This is a genomic window from Massilia sp. P1_C10, assembly GCF_056406475.1.
Genome location: NZ_JBFUAC010000003.1, coordinates 54,444 through 69,297, shown reverse-complemented (window position 1 = coordinate 69,297; position 14,854 = coordinate 54,444). Strand labels below are relative to the sequence as shown.

At 69.1% G+C, this 14,854-nt stretch carries 15 protein-coding genes; all 15 read left to right on the top strand.

Annotated features, from left to right (window positions below; all coding sequences use genetic code 11):
- Positions 1-26 precede the first annotated feature (26 nt).
- The 15 genes from AC1D02_RS07975 to AC1D02_RS07905 all read left to right on the top strand — a co-directional run bounded on the left by AC1D02_RS07975 (position 27) and on the right by AC1D02_RS07905 (position 14,852).
- The gene (locus AC1D02_RS07975) at positions 27-1,379 is read left to right on the top strand and encodes a murein hydrolase activator EnvC family protein (protein WP_477315494.1); all 1,353 of its coding nucleotides are present in this window, start codon (positions 27-29) and stop codon (positions 1,377-1,379) included.
- Between the two features lie 10 nt (positions 1,380-1,389).
- Entirely contained in the window at positions 1,390-2,898 is a 1,509-nt protein-coding gene (locus AC1D02_RS07970; protein WP_477315492.1) for a S41 family peptidase, read from the top strand.
- Positions 2,895-3,662 (top strand): HesA/MoeB/ThiF family protein, encoded by a 768-nt coding sequence (locus AC1D02_RS07965; RefSeq protein ID WP_477315490.1) that lies wholly within the window; start codon positions 2,895-2,897, stop codon positions 3,660-3,662. Before AC1D02_RS07970 ends, AC1D02_RS07965 begins: the two co-directional genes overlap by 4 nt.
- Before the next feature lie 167 nt (positions 3,663-3,829).
- Positions 3,830-4,291: a type II secretion system major pseudopilin GspG gene (gspG, locus tag AC1D02_RS07960; RefSeq protein ID WP_477315488.1), complete on the top strand. Its 462-nt coding sequence runs from the start codon at positions 3,830-3,832 to the stop codon at positions 4,289-4,291.
- Positions 4,292-4,311: 20 nt separating this feature from the next.
- A complete protein-coding gene (gene gspH / locus AC1D02_RS07955) occupies positions 4,312-4,791 on the top strand; it encodes a type II secretion system minor pseudopilin GspH (protein ID WP_477315486.1) in 480 nt (159 codons plus the stop codon).
- Positions 4,792-4,793: 2 nt separating this feature from the next.
- Positions 4,794-5,183 (top strand): type II secretion system minor pseudopilin GspI, encoded by a 390-nt coding sequence (gspI, locus tag AC1D02_RS07950; RefSeq protein WP_477315484.1) that lies wholly within the window; start codon positions 4,794-4,796, stop codon positions 5,181-5,183.
- The gene (locus tag AC1D02_RS07945; RefSeq protein ID WP_477315482.1) at positions 5,180-5,803 is read left to right on the top strand and encodes a PulJ/GspJ family protein; all 624 of its coding nucleotides are present in this window, start codon (positions 5,180-5,182) and stop codon (positions 5,801-5,803) included. The genes gspI and AC1D02_RS07945 overlap by 4 nt, the downstream gene beginning before the upstream one ends.
- Positions 5,800-6,801: a type II secretion system minor pseudopilin GspK gene (gspK, locus tag AC1D02_RS07940; RefSeq protein WP_477315480.1), complete on the top strand. Its 1,002-nt coding sequence runs from the start codon at positions 5,800-5,802 to the stop codon at positions 6,799-6,801. Before AC1D02_RS07945 ends, gspK begins: the two co-directional genes overlap by 4 nt.
- Positions 6,802-6,817: 16 nt before the next feature.
- A complete protein-coding gene (gspL, locus tag AC1D02_RS07935; RefSeq protein WP_477315478.1) occupies positions 6,818-8,032 on the top strand; it encodes a type II secretion system protein GspL in 1,215 nt (404 codons plus the stop codon).
- Positions 8,029-8,550: a type II secretion system protein GspM gene (gene gspM, locus AC1D02_RS07930; protein ID WP_477315476.1), complete on the top strand. Its 522-nt coding sequence runs from the start codon at positions 8,029-8,031 to the stop codon at positions 8,548-8,550. Before gspL ends, gspM begins: the two co-directional genes overlap by 4 nt.
- The gene (gene gspN / locus AC1D02_RS07925) at positions 8,547-9,320 is read left to right on the top strand and encodes a type II secretion system protein N (RefSeq protein ID WP_477315474.1); all 774 of its coding nucleotides are present in this window, start codon (positions 8,547-8,549) and stop codon (positions 9,318-9,320) included. The genes gspM and gspN overlap by 4 nt, the downstream gene beginning before the upstream one ends.
- The gene (gene gspD / locus AC1D02_RS07920) at positions 9,320-11,554 is read left to right on the top strand and encodes a type II secretion system secretin GspD (RefSeq protein WP_477315472.1); all 2,235 of its coding nucleotides are present in this window, start codon (positions 9,320-9,322) and stop codon (positions 11,552-11,554) included. The genes gspN and gspD overlap by 1 nt, the downstream gene beginning before the upstream one ends.
- A 2-nt stretch (positions 11,555-11,556) precedes the next feature.
- Positions 11,557-12,984: a type II secretion system ATPase GspE gene (gene gspE / locus AC1D02_RS07915; protein ID WP_477315470.1), complete on the top strand. Its 1,428-nt coding sequence runs from the start codon at positions 11,557-11,559 to the stop codon at positions 12,982-12,984.
- Between the two features lie 2 nt (positions 12,985-12,986).
- The gene (gene gspF, locus AC1D02_RS07910; protein ID WP_477315468.1) at positions 12,987-14,207 is read left to right on the top strand and encodes a type II secretion system inner membrane protein GspF; all 1,221 of its coding nucleotides are present in this window, start codon (positions 12,987-12,989) and stop codon (positions 14,205-14,207) included.
- A 12-nt stretch (positions 14,208-14,219) separates the two neighbouring features.
- Entirely contained in the window at positions 14,220-14,852 is a 633-nt protein-coding gene (locus tag AC1D02_RS07905) for a type II secretion system protein N (RefSeq protein ID WP_477315466.1), read from the top strand.
- Positions 14,853-14,854 lie beyond the last annotated feature (2 nt).

Genomic DNA, 14,854 nt, shown 5'->3' with positions numbered 1-14,854 from the left:
TGTGCTGCCTCGTCCTGGCGTTTGCCATGGGCGGCGCGCACGGCGCGACCAAGCCGACCGAGCGCAGCAAGCAGAAGGCCGCGGCCGAAGCGAGCCGCGCCGGCATCCAGCAGAAACTGCAGGCGCTGAAGAAGGACATCAGCCGCACCGAAAGCCAGAAGGAAGACGTGGCCGACACGCTGGCCGAGTCGGAAGAGGCGATTTCGGACGCCAACCGCGCGCTGCGCGAGCTGGCCGGCGAGCAGCAGGACACCAACGCCAGGCTGCTTGGGCTCGACGCCGAGCGCGAGAAGCTGGCCGCCACCATCGAGGCGCAGAAGAAGCAGATAGCGAAGCTGCTGCGCGAGCATTACGTCGCCGGCAACGAGGACCGCATCAAGCTGCTGCTGTCGGGCGACAACCCGAACCGCATCAACCGCGACCTGCAGCTGATGGCCTACCTGTCGCAGGCGCAGGCGCGCCTGCTCGCGTCCTTGCGCGGCAACTTGGCCGCGGTCGAGGCCAACCGCGAGCAGGCCCAGAACGCCAAGGACGAACTGGAAGAAATCGCCGAGGAACAGAAGCAGCAGAAGGTCGCGCTGGAAAAAGAGAAGGCCAAGCGCGCCGCCCTGCTGGGCACGCTGTCGCAGCAACTGGCCGCGCAGCGCAAGGAAGCGGGCAAGCTGGCGCGCGACGAGGAACGGATGAACGCGCTGGTCGACAACCTGGCGAAGCTGATCCGCCAGCAGGCCGAAGCGGCCGCCGCCGAACAGCGCCGCCTGGCCGCCGTTGCCGCCGCCAAGGCCAAGGCCGACGCCGAGGCGAAGGCGCTGGCCGACGCGCGCAAGAAGGCCGAGCGCGAGCGTCTTGCCAAAGAGAAGCCGGGCGCCAAGCCGGTGTTCAAGCCCGATCCGATCGACGACGACGCGCCGCCGAAGGTGGCCACGAAGCCAGATCCCGCAGCCGCCAAACCGGCCGACATCGCGCTGGCGCCGGCCGCGCCGGAAGGCGCCTTCGCCAGCCTTAAGGGCCAGATGCGTGCGCCCGTCAGCGGCAAGCTGGCTGCCCGTTTCGGCGCCAAGCGCGGCGAAGCGAGCTGGAAGGGCGTGTTCATCCAGGCGCCCGAGGGGTCGGACGTGCGCGCCGTGGCCGCCGGCCGGGTGGTGTTCGCCAAGTGGATGCGCGGCTTCGGCAACCTGATCATCGTCGACCATGGCAGCCAGTACCTGTCGATCTACGGCAATAACCAGACCTTGCTGAAACACGAGGGCGACGCCGTCAAAGGCGGCGATCCGATCGCCAGCGCCGGCAACACAGGCGGTCGCGAGGAATCGGGTCTATACTTTGAACTGAGGCACTTGGGCCAGGCGTTCGACCCGGCCAGCTGGATCAAATTCTGAGGTTGAGCACATGAAGCAATTCAATTCTGGCAAGACCCGCCAGGGCGTCCGCACCGCGGGCCTGGTCGCCGTCGGCATGGTGGCCGGCATCGCGCTGTCGCTGCAGTTTCCCGCCGTCGCGCAAAAGGCCGGCGGCGCGCCGCTGCCGCTCGACGAGCTGCGCCAGCTGGCCGACGTGTATGGCCTGATCAAGTCCGACTACGTCGAACCGGTCGAAGACAAGAAGCTGCTGTCCGAAGCGATCACCGGCATGGTCGCCTCGCTCGACCCGCACTCGGTCTACCTCGACAAGAAGGCCTACCGCGAAATGCGCGAAACCATGCAGGGGCGCTTCGTCGGCCTCGGCATCGAAGTGTCGACCGAGGACGGCTACGTCAAGATCGTCTCGCCGATCGAGGATTCGCCGGCCTACCGCGCCGGCATCAAGCCGGGCGACCTGATCACCCGCATCGACGCCACCCCGATCAAGGGCATGGCGCTGGACGAAGCGATCAAGAAAATGCGCGGCGCGCCGGGCAGCAAGGTCACGCTGACCATCGCCCGACGCGGCGAGGACAAGCCGCTGGTGGTGGCGCTGGTGCGCGAAGAGATCAAGGTTCACAGCGTCAAGGCGAAACTGGTCGAGCCGGGCTACGCCTGGCTGCGCATCAGCCAGTTCCAGGAACTCACGCTGGACGAACTGGCGCAGAAGGCCAACGCGCTGTATGCGCAGGATCCGAACATCAAGGGCCTGGTGCTCGACCTGCGCAACGACCCGGGCGGCCTGCTGCCGGGCGCGATCGGCGTCACTTCGGCCTTCCTGCCGAAAGAGCAGGTGGTGGTCTCGACCATCGGCCAGCTGCCGGACTCGAACCAGACCTTCTACGGCCGCAAGGAGTTCTACATCGGCCGCGGCACCCGCGATCCGCTGGCCAAGCTGCCGGCGGGCCTGAAGACCGTGCCGATGGTCGTGCTGGTCAACACCGGCTCGGCGTCGGCCTCGGAAATCGTCGCCGGCGCGCTGCAGGATTACAAGCGCGCCATCATCATGGGCAGCCAGACTTTCGGCAAGGGCTCGGTGCAGACGCTGCGCCAGATCAGCGCCGACACCGCGGTCAAGCTGACCACCGCGCGCTACTACACGCCGAAGGGCCGCTCGATCCAGGCCACCGGCATCGTGCCCGACATCCTGGTCGACGAAAACGCCGACGGCGACGGCTTGAACGCGCTGCGCGTGCGCGAAGCCGACCTTCAGCGCCACCTCGGCACCGAGGGCGACAAGGCGGCGCCGGCCGCGGCCAAGCGCGACGAGCTGGAAGAAGAGCGTCGCATCGCCGCCGCGCTGAAGAACCGCAAGCCGCTCGAATTCGGCGGCAAGGACGACTTCCAGCTGGCCCAGGCCATCAACCACTTCAAGGGCCTGCCGGTGAAGCTGGCGCAGGGGCCGGCGATGGAAGTGGCCGAGGGCGACGTCGCCCGTCCCGGCGTGGTGCCGCCGCAGGCGCCGCCGGAACTGAAGGCGAAAGCCCTCAAGCAGTGACCGACGACGAGCTGCTGCGCTACTCGCGCCACATCTTGCTCGACGAAATCGGCATCGAGGGCCAGCAGCGCCTGCTCGACGCCAGCGCGCTGGTGATCGGCGCCGGCGGCCTCGGCTCGCCGGCTGCGATGTACCTGGCCGCGTCAGGCGTCGGCCGCATCGTGCTGGTCGACGACGACGAGGTCGACCTGACCAACCTGCAGCGCCAGGTCATGCACGCGACCAGCCGCATCGGCCAGCCCAAGGTGGTGTCGGGGCGCGCGGCGCTGCTCGATATCAATCCGGGCATCGAAATCGTCGCGCTGCGCGAGCGCGCCGCCGGCGAACGGCTGGCCGAACTGGTGCGCGCGTCCTCGGTGGTGCTCGACTGCAGCGACAACTTCGCCACCCGCCACGCCGTCAACCGCGCCTGCGTGGCCGCGCGCGTGCCGCTGGTGTCGGGCGCGGCGATCCGCTTCGACGGCCAGATCAGCGTGTTCGACGCGCGCAGCGACGCATCTCCCTGCTACGCCTGCCTGTTCCCCGAGGATGGCGGCTTCGAGGACGTCGCGTGCAGCAGCATGGGCGTGTTCGCGCCCCTGGTCGGCGTGATCGGCGCGACGCAGGCGGCCGAAGCGCTGAAGCTCCTGATCGGCATCCAGCCCTCGCTCGCCGGCCGGCTGCTGCTGCTCGACGGCCGCGCGATGGAATGGACCAGCATCGGCATCGCCCGCAATCCCGACTGTCCCGTATGTCGTTCCAGCGAAGGCTGGAACCCATGCTGAGCGCACCCTAGGTTCCAGCCTCCGCTGGAAGTCGTTCCCGCCAATGGTGGGAACGACTTCGGGGATGCGTGGCCATCGTCCGCGCCCCTGCCTTACAATGACAAACTGGCCCCGGCCCGTGAAACCGTCATATACTCTGCAATCTTTCCGTCCTGACTGACATGACCATGCAAATTGTTTCCCGCAGCAAGTCCCAACCCACCCTGCGCCGGCGCTTCGCGCGCGGCTTCACCCTGGTCGAGATCATGGTGGTGGTGGTCATCATCGGCATCCTCGGCGCGCTGGTCGTGCCGAAGCTGATGGGCCGCACCGGCGAATCGCGCGTGACCGCCGCCAAGGTCGACATCTCGACCCTGATGGGCGCGCTCAAAATGTACAAGCTGGACAACCAGCGCTATCCGACCACCGAGCAGGGCCTGCAGGCGCTGATGACCGCGCCGACCGCCGGCCCGGCCGCCAAGGGATGGAAGGCCGGCGGCTACATCGACAAGCTGCCGAAAGACCCGTGGGGCAACGCCTACCAGTACCTGTCGCCCGGCCTGCACGGCGAAGTCGACCTGTTCTCGCTGGGCGCCGACGGCCAGCCTGGCGGCACCGGCGAAGACGCCGACATCGGTTCCTGGGAATAATCTCAGCCACGGAGGGTTGCGTGCCCGTCCTTCCTGCCCGCCAGCGCGAACGTGGCTTCACCCTGGTGGAGATCATGATCGTGATGGTGATCATCGGCATCACGCTGGGCATGGTGTCGCTCAACGCGATCCCCAGTCCGCAGCAGAACCTGCAGAAGGAAGCCCAGCGCCTCGCCCTGCTGCTGCAGCTGGCGCGTGACGAAGCGATCGTACGCAACCGTTTGGTTGCATTTGAGGCCGACGGCGAACGCTACCGCTTCCTGGTGCGCAACGAGACGCGTTGGGATCCCGTGGCCGGCGACGACCTGCTGCGCGAGCGCCCCTTCAACAACGCCCCGGTGGCGGTGCTGATCGACCCGCCGGGCGCCGGCGCCGGCGTGCCGCTGCGCGTGACCTTCGGCCGCGAGCCGGTCGACAAACCCTTCGTGCTGACCCTGGCCAGCGGAGACGCCCGCGTGGCGATCCGCGCCGACGGGGTCGGCCATTTCGTGGTCGAATGACGATGACCATGCGCTCGCGCCCCGTCGCCGGATCCGCCGGCTTCACCCTGCTCGAGGTGCTGGTGGCGCTGGTCATCGTCGGCACCGCGCTGGGCGCCTCGCTGCGCGCGGTCGGCAGTCTGGCCTCGAACAGCGCCGGCCTGCGCACCGCGATGATGGCCACCTGGTCGGCCGAAAACCGGCTGGTCCAGATTCGCCTGTCGCGCGAGTTTCCCGCCGTCGGCAAGCGCAGCTTCGAATGCCCGCAGGGCGACCTCAAGCTGATGTGCGAGGAAGAAGTGCTGTCCAGCCCGAACCCGCTGCTGCGACGCGTCGAGGTCAGCGTGGTCGACAGCGCCAACCCGGAACGCCGCATCCTCAAACTGGTCCAACTGGTCATGAGGCAGCTATGAAGCGCGCGCGCGGTTTCACCCTGATCGAGTTGCTGGTGGCGATCAGCATCCTGGCGATGGTCGCCGTGCTCGGCTGGCGCGGCCTGGACGGCATCGTGCGCGCGCGCGTGTCGCTGACCGAGCAGATGGAAACCACGCGCGGCATGCAGCTCGCGTTCGCCCAGATGCAAAGCGACTGCGAGCACATGGCCAGCAGCCGGCTGCTCGACAGGCGGCCCTACCTGCAGGCTGCCAACGACCGCCTGACCCTGGTGCGCCAGAGCTTTGTGGAAAACGAGCCGATGCGGCTGCAGGTGGTGTCCTACCGCATCCGCGACGGCGTGCTGTCGCGGCGCGAGTCGATGGGCACGCGCGACTTGGTCCAGCTCGACGTGCTGTGGACCGCGGCCACGTCCGACGCCGACACCACCGCGCCGGTCGCGCTGCAGGCCGGCGTGACCGGCATGACGATCCAGACCTTCGAAGTGAACCAGTGGCGCCAGCAGCCGCAGCCCGCCCAGCCAGTCGCCGCGGGCGCCGTGGCCGCCGCGGCGCTCGAGCCGACCGGCTTGCAGGTGGCGCTGGCGGTGCGCGGCGTCGAGGCGCCGATGATCAAAGCCTTCCTGCTGGGAGGCCTATGAGCAAGCTGCACCGCCAGCGCGGCGTCGCCGTGATCACCGCCTTGCTGCTGACCACGCTGGCGATCACCATCGTCGCCAGCCTGTTCTGGGCCCAGCAAGTGCAGGTGCGCTCGATGGAGAACCAGCGCCTGCACCTGCAGACCAAGTGGATCCTGCGCGGCGCGCTCGACTGGGCCGGCCTGGTGCTGCGCCAGGACGGCGCCGACAACCCGAACTACACCGCGCTGACCCACGTCTGGGCCACGCCGCTGGCCGAGACCCGCCTCGACCAGTACATCGAACGCGAGCGGGTGCAGGGCGAGGTGTTTGACGCCACCTTGTCGGGAAACATTATCGACGCGACCTCGCGGTACAATCTGGCGAACCTGGCGCAGAACCGCACCGTCGACCAGGCCCAGCTGGGCATCTACAAGCAACTGCTCACCAACCTGCGGCTCGATCCCAACCTGGCGCTGCGCACCGCGCAGGCCGTGGCCAGGGCGCAGGTGATCCAGCCGAACGCGGGGCCGCCGGCGGGCGGCGCGCAGGGCGGCGGGCAGGGCGGCGCAACCGGCACGCCGGCGGCGCCGATCCCGGTCTCCGCCACCGAAGCGCCGGTACGCATGATGCAAGTGGATGACCTGCTGGCGATTCCGGGTTATACACTGGAGGTGGTCAACCGGCTGCGCGAGTTCGTCATCGTCCTGCCGGAGCGGACCATGGTGAACGTGAACACGGCGGCGCCGGAAGTGCTGGCGGCGGTGGTGCAGAACCTGTCGATGGGCGCGGCCAGCTCGCTGGTGGCGCGCCGCAAGAACGTGCCGTGGCGCGACATCGGCATCTTCACGACCGAGGTGGCGCCGGCGATTGTGCTGCCGGACACGGTGGGGGTGCGCAGCGATTACTTTCTGATCCACAGCCGGATCCGGCTCGATCGCGCCGCGCTCGACGCCGAGGCGCTGATCAACCGGCCGGGCGGACAGCCGAAGACGACGCTGGAATGGGTACGGCAAAACTAGAAGAAAGCGAGACCGTTTGACTACTTTATATATCCGCTTGCCGGCGCGGGCCGACGGCGATGCCGCCTTGTCGCGCTTCGCGCTGGTGGCCGACAGCGGCGCCATCGACCAGCAGGGCGAGGGCGCGCTGCGCGGCATGGGCGACATCGTTGCCGCCGCGCGCCGCGTGGTGCTGCTGCTGGCCGCCGCCGACGTCACGATGCTGCACGTCAAGGCGCCGCCGCTGTCGGGCGCGCGCCTGAAAGCCGCGCTGCCGGGCCTGGTCGAAGAACAGGTGCTGGGCGACCCGGCCGACTGCGTGCTGACCGCCGCGCCGGCGCTGTCGGCCGACGGCCTGCGCAGCGTCGCCGTGGTCCAGCGCGCTTATCTCGAGCCGCTGGTGCGTTCCATCCTCGCGTTCGGCGCGCGCTCCGTCTCCGCGCTGCCCGCGCAGCTGTGCCTGCCGCTGCAGCCGGGCCACGTCAGCGCCGCGGTCGGCCATTCCGACATCACCCTGCGCGACGGCCTGTACCACGGCCTCGGCCTGGCGATGGCCACGACGCCCGAGCTGGCGTTGCAGACCGTCCGATCGCTGGCCGGCGACGCCCCGCTGACGCTGTTCGTGCCGGCCGACGAACTGGGCGAGTACCAGGCGCTGGCGCAGGACGCCGGTCCCGCCATCGCGCTCGAAGCGGACCAGTGGCCGCACTGGCTGGCCGGCGCCAAGACCACCGCCTTCGACCTGGTGCCCTCGCTCGGCGCGGCCGGCGCGCGCGCCGCCGACTGGAAGCGCTGGAAATGGCCGCTGCGCCTGGCGCTGCTGGCGCTGGTGGTCAACCTGGCCGGCCTGAACATCCAGTGGCTGGGCATGAAGCGCGAAGCCGACGCGATCCGCCAGTCCAACCTGCAGACCTTCAAGAACGCGTACCCGAAGGAAACCGTGATCCAGGACCCGATCGCGCAAATGCGCATGAACAACGCGCGCGCCCGCGCCGCCAGCGGCGAGCTCGGTCCCGAGGAGTTCAACTGGCTGGCCGCCGCCTTCGGCGAGGCCGCGCGCATCCTGCCGCGTCCGCTTGGCGTGATCGGCCTCGAATACCGGGAACATGCGCTGACCGTCAAGGTCAAACCAGAGTCAGCCGATCCCGGCGCGCTGTCCATGGTCAAGAATTCGCTGGCCGCGCGCGGCCTGAGCCTGACCGAAACCGCCCCCGCCACGTGGCAGATCCGCAGCACAGGAGGCAAGCCATGAGCGCCGTCAGCACCGTAGCACAATGGAGGGAGCGCGCCACCGTGGCCTGGATGGCGCGCACCGAGCAGGAGCGCAAGTACCTGGCGATCGGCTTCGCGGTGGCCGCGGCCGCCATCGTCTATTCACTGTTCGTCGACCCGGCGCTGTCCGGCCGCGCGCGCCTGCAGAAGGACTTGCCGGTGCTGCGCCAGCAGTCGGCCCAGCTGCGCGCGATGGCGCTCGAAGCGGGCGAACTGGCGCGCGCGCCGCAAAGCGCGGTCTCGCCGATGTCGCCGCAAAGCCTCACCACCAGCCTGGCGGCGCTGTCGATGACGCCGGCGACGGTGGCCATGACCGGCGAATTCGCCAAGGTCCAGCTGAACGGCGTGGCCTTTTCCAGCCTGGTCATGTGGCTTGACGCGCAGCGCCGCGAGAACCGCATTTCGGTGCAGGACGCCGTGATCGGCGCCCAGGGCGCGCTCGGCCAGGTCGACGCCACATTAACGCTGCGCCAGGATGCGGGCGCGGGGCCGCGGTGAAGCGACTCGTGCTATGGTGTGCGGCCATCCTGCTGGCGGTAGCGCTGACGGTGCTGGTGTTTTTCCCTGCGGCATGGCTGGGGCCGATGGTCGAGCGGCAGACCGGCGGACGTTTGACTCTCGGGGATGCGCAAGGTACGCTGTGGCGCGGCTCGGCCTTCATCGGCGGCGCGCCGGGCGAGGGCGGATCGGTCACGCCGCTGTTGCCGGGACGCTTCACGTGGCGCCTGTCGCCGCTGGTGCTGCTGGGCCATGTGGCGCTGTCGCTGGAAAACCCGCAGGCGCTGGCGCAGCCGGTGCACGCGGAAGGCAACTGGTCGCACTGGCAGGTCAGCCCGGGCGAGCTGATGCTGCCGGCCGGCGGACTGGCCGGCCTGGGCGCGCCGCTCAACACGCTCGCGCCAAGCGGGGTGATGCGGCTGTCGTGGACCTCGCTGGAGCTGGTGCGCCGGCAGCAGGCGGTGGAAGTGATCGGCCGCACCACGCTGGCGCTGGACGACATGGGCTCGCGCATGACGCCGGTCAATCCCCTCGGCAGCTACCGGCTGGCGATGGATTGGCAGGGCCAGCAGGCGCAATTGAATTTGACGACGGTGCGCGGGGCATTGCTGCTGTCGGGTAATGGATCGCTGAACCAGGGCCGGCTGCAGTTTTCCGGCCAGGCATCGGCGGCCAACGGATATGAAGAGACGCTGGGCAACCTGCTTAATTTGCTGGGCCAGCGCCGTATGGTGGGCGGCAAGAATATTATCGCGTTAGAGTTCAAATAATGAAAAAACCTGCAGGCAACACCTCTCCCGTCCCGGCGCTGCGCCGGCTCGCCGCCGGCGTCATGTTGTGCTGCGCGGCAGCCACCGTGGTGGCCCCGGCCCTCGCGCAGGAGCCGGGCGCCGGCGCCGCGCTGAACTTCGTCAACGCCGACATGGAATCGGTGATCAAGGCGGTCGGCCACTACACCGGCATGACCTTCATCGTCGATCCGCGCGTCAAGGGCACCCTGACGCTGGTGTCGGAAAAGCCGCTGACCAAGTCGCAGGCGTTCAGCCTGCTGACCTCGCAGCTGCGCCTGCAGGGCTACGCGGTCGTCACCGGCGACGGCTTCGCCAAGGTGGTGCCGGAAGCGGAAGCCAAGCTGCAGCCGTCGCCGACCCGCGTCGGCGTGGGCGCCAAGCGCGTCGCCGGCGACCAGATCGCGACCCAGATTTTCCACCTCAATTACGAGTCGGCCGCCAACCTGACGGCGGTGCTGCGTCCGCTGATCGCGCCCAACAACTCGATCATGGCCAACCCGGGCAACAACAGCCTGGTGATCACCGACTACGCCGACAACCTGGCGCGCCTTGCCAAGATCATCGCCGCGCTCGACGCGCCGGTCGGCGCCGGCGTCGACGTGGTGCCGGTGCGTTACGCCGTCGCCAGCGACGTCGCCGTGATGGTCCAGCGCATGATGGAGCCGGCGCCGGGCGGCGACTCGGGCCGCGTGTCCGTGCTGGCCGATCCGCGCACCAACTCGGTGATCGTGCGCGCGCCCTCGGCCGCGCGCGCCAACCTGGCCAAATCGCTGATCGCCAAGCTCGACCAGCCGACCGCGGAAGCGGGCAACATCCACGTGATCTACCTGAAGAACGCCGACGCCACCAAGCTGGCGCAGACCTTGCGCGCGGTGGTCTCGTCCGACACCTCGCTGCCGCAGGCCCAGCAGGGCACCGCGGGCGGCTCGGTCGCGTCCGGCACGCAAGGCGCGGGCGGCGGCCAGCAGCCGGGCGGCACCTTGGGCGGCCCGACCAGCACCATGAGCGCGCAAAGCCCCGGCCAGACGGTCGGCGGCGGCAGCGGCGCGGCCGGCGCCGGCTTCATCCAGGCCGACGCCTCGACCAACACCCTGATCATCACCGCCAGCGAAGCGGTCTACCGCAACCTGCGCGCCGTCATCGACCAGCTCGACGTGCGCCGCGCCCAGGTCTACATCGAAGCGCTGGTGGTCGAGGTCAACTCCGACAAGGCCTCCGAATTCGGCGTGCAGTGGCTCGGCGCCAGCGGCGACGAAACCAGCCGCTACCGCATCGGCGGCGTGCAGAACTTCAACGCCAGCGCCGTCACGCCGGCCAACGGCCTGGCCGCGCTGATCGCCTCGAAGACGCCGGGGCCGGGCATTTCGGTCGGCGTGTTCAAGCAGATCAACGGCGCGCTGGGCCTGGGCGCGGTCGCCCACGCGCTGGAAAACGAAAACGGCGGCAACATCCTGTCGACGCCGAACATGCTCACGCTCGACAACGAACTGTCGACCATCAAGGTCGGCCAGAACGTGCCGATCATCAGCGGCCAGTTCACCACCGCGGCCGGCGGCGCCAACGCCAATCCGTTCCAGACCATCGACCGGCGCGACGTCGGCCTGACGCTCAAGGTGCGCCCGCAGATTTCCGAAGGCGGCACCATCAAGCTGGCGATCTACAACGAGAGTTCGAGCGTGGTGCAGGCCAGCCGCACCGACCCGGCCGGCGTGACCACCGACATCCGCATCATCGAGAACAACGTGCTGGCCGACGACGGCCAGATCATCGTGCTCGGCGGCTTGATCAAGGACGACGCGGCCAGCAACGAGGAGCGCGTGCCTGGCCTGGGCAGCATCCCGGTGATCGGCAACCTGTTCAAGTACCAGGCCCGCAAGCGCACCAAGACCAACCTGATGGTGTTCCTGCGTCCCGTCATCGTGCGCAGCAAGGACGACAGCAACGCCATCTCGCTGAACCGCTACGACTACATGCGTTCTTCCGGCCTCCAGGCCCAGCCGCACGACACAACCGGCCTGGTCAAGGAACTCGGTGCGCCGGTGCTGCCGCCGCTGGTCGATGGGCAGCCGCCGGCCAGCGGCACCATGGTCGCGATGCCGCCCAAGCCGGTCGTGGCGCCGACGCCTGCGCGTCCGGGTGCGACGGCGCCGCGCCAACAACAGCAACAGCCGGTGCCGGCCGAGGCACCGCTGTATCGCCCGGTGCAGAAATAGTCATGAGTAACCTGCTGCCCTACGCATTCGCGCGCGATTTCGGCGTGCTGGCCAAGAGCGTCGACGGCGGCGCCGATCCGGTCGAGGTGTGGATCTCGGGCGCCACCGCGCCGGCCGCGATCGCGGAAGTGTCGCGCCGCTTCGGCCGCATCGCGCTGCGCCGCATGGAGCGCGCCGACCTCGAGGCGGCCATCGCCACCGCCTACGCCGGCGCCGGCGGCGACGCCTCGCAGGTGGTCGACGAATTCGACGCCGACCTCGACCTGACCAAGCTGCTGCAGGACGTGCCGGCGATCGAGGACCTGCTCGAATCGTCCGACGACGCGCCCGTGATCCGCATGATCAACGCGCTGCTCACGCAGTCGCTGCGCGAAGGCGCGTCCGACATCCACATCGAGCCGTTCGAGCAGACGTCGGTGGTGCGCTTTCGCATCGACGGCACCCTGCGCGACGTGGTGCGCCCGCGCAAGGCGATCCACGCCTCGCTGATTTCGCGCATCAAGATCATGTCCCAGCTCGACATCGCCGAGAAGCGCCTGCCGCAGGACGGCCGCATCACCCTGCGCATCGGCGGCAAGCCGGTCGACGTGCGCGTCTCGACGCTGCCGACCGGCCACGGCGAGCGCGCGGTGCTGCGACTGCTGGACAAGGAAGCGGGCAAGCTCGATTTGTCGCACCTTGGCATGAGCCCGGCCCTGCTGCCGCAGTTCGACCACATGATCAACCAGCCGCACGGCATCGTGCTGGTCACCGGCCCGACCGGCTCGGGCAAGACCACCACGCTGTACGCCGCGCTGTCGCGCCTGAACGCGACCACCACCAACATCCTGACGGTGGAAGACCCGATCGAGTACGACCTGCAGGGCGTCGGCCAGACCCAGGTCAACGCGCGCATCGACATGAGCTTCGCCAAGGCGCTGCGCGCGATCCTGCGCCAGGACCCGGACGTCATCATGATCGGCGAGATCCGCGACCTGGAAACCGCGCAGATCGCGGTGCAGGCCTCGCTGACCGGCCACCTGGTGCTGGCGACCCTGCACACCAACGACGCCGCCGCCGCGGTGACGCGCCTGCTCGACATGGGCATCGAGCCGTTCCTGCTGTCGTCGTCGCTGCTCGGCGTGATGGCGCAGCGGCTGGTGCGCAAGCTGTGCGAACACTGCAAGCAGCCCGACGGCGATGGCCCGTACTGGAAAGCGGTCGGCTGCGACAAGTGCGGCCACACCGGCTTCCACGGCCGCGTCGGCGTGTACGAACTGCTGGAGACCACCGACCATATCCGCGCCCAGATCCACAACCAGGCGTCCGAGGCCGAGATCCGCACCGCGGCGCAGGCGTCCGGCATGAAGACCATGCGCGAGGACGGCGAGCGCTGGCTGCGCGACGGCACCACCACGCCGGCCGAACTGCTGCGCGTGACCAAGGACTGACGATGCCGGCATTTCGCTACGAAGCCGTCGATGTCGGCGGCGCCACCCGCAAGGGCGTCGTCAACGCCGACAACGCCCGCTCGGCGCGCGCCGATTTGCGCGGCCAGGGCCTGACGCCGCTCACGGTCGACGCCATCGCCGCCCAGGTCGACGCGGCCGGCGTGTCGAAAAGCCGCGGCTTCGGCGAGAAGCTGTCGCAGGTCGAGCTGGCGCTGTTCACGCGCCAGCTGGCCAGCCTGCTCGAAGCCGGCCTGCCGCTGGAGCAGGCCTTCACCGCCTTGCTGGAACAGGCCGAGCGCGCCTACGTGCGCGACCTGGTCGCCTCGATCCGCTCCGAAGTCATGGGCGGCGCCTCGTTCTCCGACGCGCTGTCGCGCCATCCGCGCGACTTCGCCGACATCTACCGCGCGCTGGTCGCGTCCGGCGAGCAGATCGGCCAGCTCGCGCGCGTGCTGTCGCGCCTGGCCGACTATATCGAGCGCAGCAACGCGCTGATCCAGAAAGTGCGCCTGGCCTTCATTTATCCGGGCATCGTCACCGTGGTCGCGTTCGCGATCGTGATCTTCCTGCTCACCTACGTGGTGCCGCAGATCGTCTCGGTGTTCGCCAACACCAAGCAGAAGCTGCCGATCCTGACCGTGATGATGCTGGGCGTGTCGAACTTCGTGCGCGCCTACGGCATCTACGTCGCGCTGCTGCTGATCGGCGCCTTCATGGCGTGGCGCCGCGCGCTGAAGAACCCCGACCTCAAGCTGCGCTTCCACACCTGGCTGCTGACCGCGCCGGTGTACGGCAAGTTCGAGCGCAGCATGAACACCGCGCGCTTCGCCAGCACGCTGGCGATCACCACCGGCTCGGGCGTGCCGATCCTGCGCGCGCTCGACACCAGCCGCGACACGCTGTCGAACGTCGCCATGAAGTCGCTGGTGGAGGAAGCGTCCGCCAGCGTGCGCGAAGGCGTCGGCCTGGCGCGCGCGCTGTCGGCGCAGAAGCACTTCCCGCCGATGCTGGTGCACATGATCCGCGCCGGCGAAATCACCGGCGAACTGCCGGCCATGCTCGAGCGCGCGGCCGCGTCGCAGCAGGCCGACCTGGAACGGCGCGCGCTGACGATCGCCGGCCTGCTCGAACCGGCGCTGATCCTGGCGATGGGCGTGGTGGTCCTGCTGATCGTGCTGGCGGTGCTGATGCCTATCATTGAAATCAACCAGCTGGTGCGGTAACCGAGAGACACGATGAAGCGATTGCCCCTGTTATTGAGTTTTCTTGCCCTGGTCGTGCTGTCGGCGTCGATCGCCTACTGGGTGATGCAGCTGTACACGCCGGCCCAGCGCCCGATCGCCGCGGCCGCCGCGCCGGCCATGCCGCCGCCCGGCATCGACGCGGCCGCCTCGCTGTTCGGCGGCCAGGCCTCGGCGGTCGTGGCCAGCAACTACCAGCTGACCGGCGTGGTCGCGGCGGGCCGCGACAGCGTCGCCATCATCGTCGCCGACAACGGCCAGCCGCAGGCGCTCAGGCTGGGCAAGCAGGTCGCGAACGGCGTCACCGTGCAGGAAGTGCATCCACGCTACGTGATGCTGTCCGAAGGCGGCGTGATGAAGCGCATCGACCTGCCGGCCGATACCAAATCAACGTCATCGGCCGGCGCGCCGCCGGTGCCGAACCAGCCGCAGTTCCAGCAGCCGGTCCAGCAGCCGCAGCAACCGCCGCAGCAGCAACCAGTGGCCGCGCCGATCAATGTCGGGCCGCAGCCGAACCCGCAGATGAACGGCCAGCCGTCGATGACGGGCGCGCCGCCGCCGCCGGTGCAGATGCCGCCGCCGGTGCGCCAGGTCGCGCCGGGCGCCGGTCCCGCCCAGCTCCAATAAGC

What these genes read in the sequence shown, in the direction of transcription:
- gspG (WP_477315488.1), top strand. Translation starts at nt 3,830, where the DNA reads ATGCAAATTGTTTCCCGCAGCAAGTCCCAACCCACCCTGCGCCGGCGC.
- AC1D02_RS07975 (WP_477315494.1), top strand. Translation starts at nt 27, where the DNA reads ATGGGCGGCGCGCACGGCGCGACCAAGCCGACCGAGCGCAGCAAGCAG.
- AC1D02_RS07905 (WP_477315466.1), top strand. Translation starts at nt 14,220, where the DNA reads ATGAAGCGATTGCCCCTGTTATTGAGTTTTCTTGCCCTGGTCGTGCTG.
- gspI (WP_477315484.1), top strand. Translation starts at nt 4,794, where the DNA reads ATGACCATGCGCTCGCGCCCCGTCGCCGGATCCGCCGGCTTCACCCTG.
- AC1D02_RS07945 (WP_477315482.1), top strand. Translation starts at nt 5,180, where the DNA reads ATGAAGCGCGCGCGCGGTTTCACCCTGATCGAGTTGCTGGTGGCGATC.
- gspD (WP_477315472.1), top strand. Translation starts at nt 9,320, where the DNA reads ATGAAAAAACCTGCAGGCAACACCTCTCCCGTCCCGGCGCTGCGCCGG.
- gspM (WP_477315476.1), top strand. Translation starts at nt 8,029, where the DNA reads ATGAGCGCCGTCAGCACCGTAGCACAATGGAGGGAGCGCGCCACCGTG.
- gspE (WP_477315470.1), top strand. Translation starts at nt 11,557, where the DNA reads ATGAGTAACCTGCTGCCCTACGCATTCGCGCGCGATTTCGGCGTGCTG.
- gspK (WP_477315480.1), top strand. Translation starts at nt 5,800, where the DNA reads ATGAGCAAGCTGCACCGCCAGCGCGGCGTCGCCGTGATCACCGCCTTG.
- gspF (WP_477315468.1), top strand. Translation starts at nt 12,987, where the DNA reads ATGCCGGCATTTCGCTACGAAGCCGTCGATGTCGGCGGCGCCACCCGC.
- AC1D02_RS07970 (WP_477315492.1), top strand. Translation starts at nt 1,390, where the DNA reads ATGAAGCAATTCAATTCTGGCAAGACCCGCCAGGGCGTCCGCACCGCG.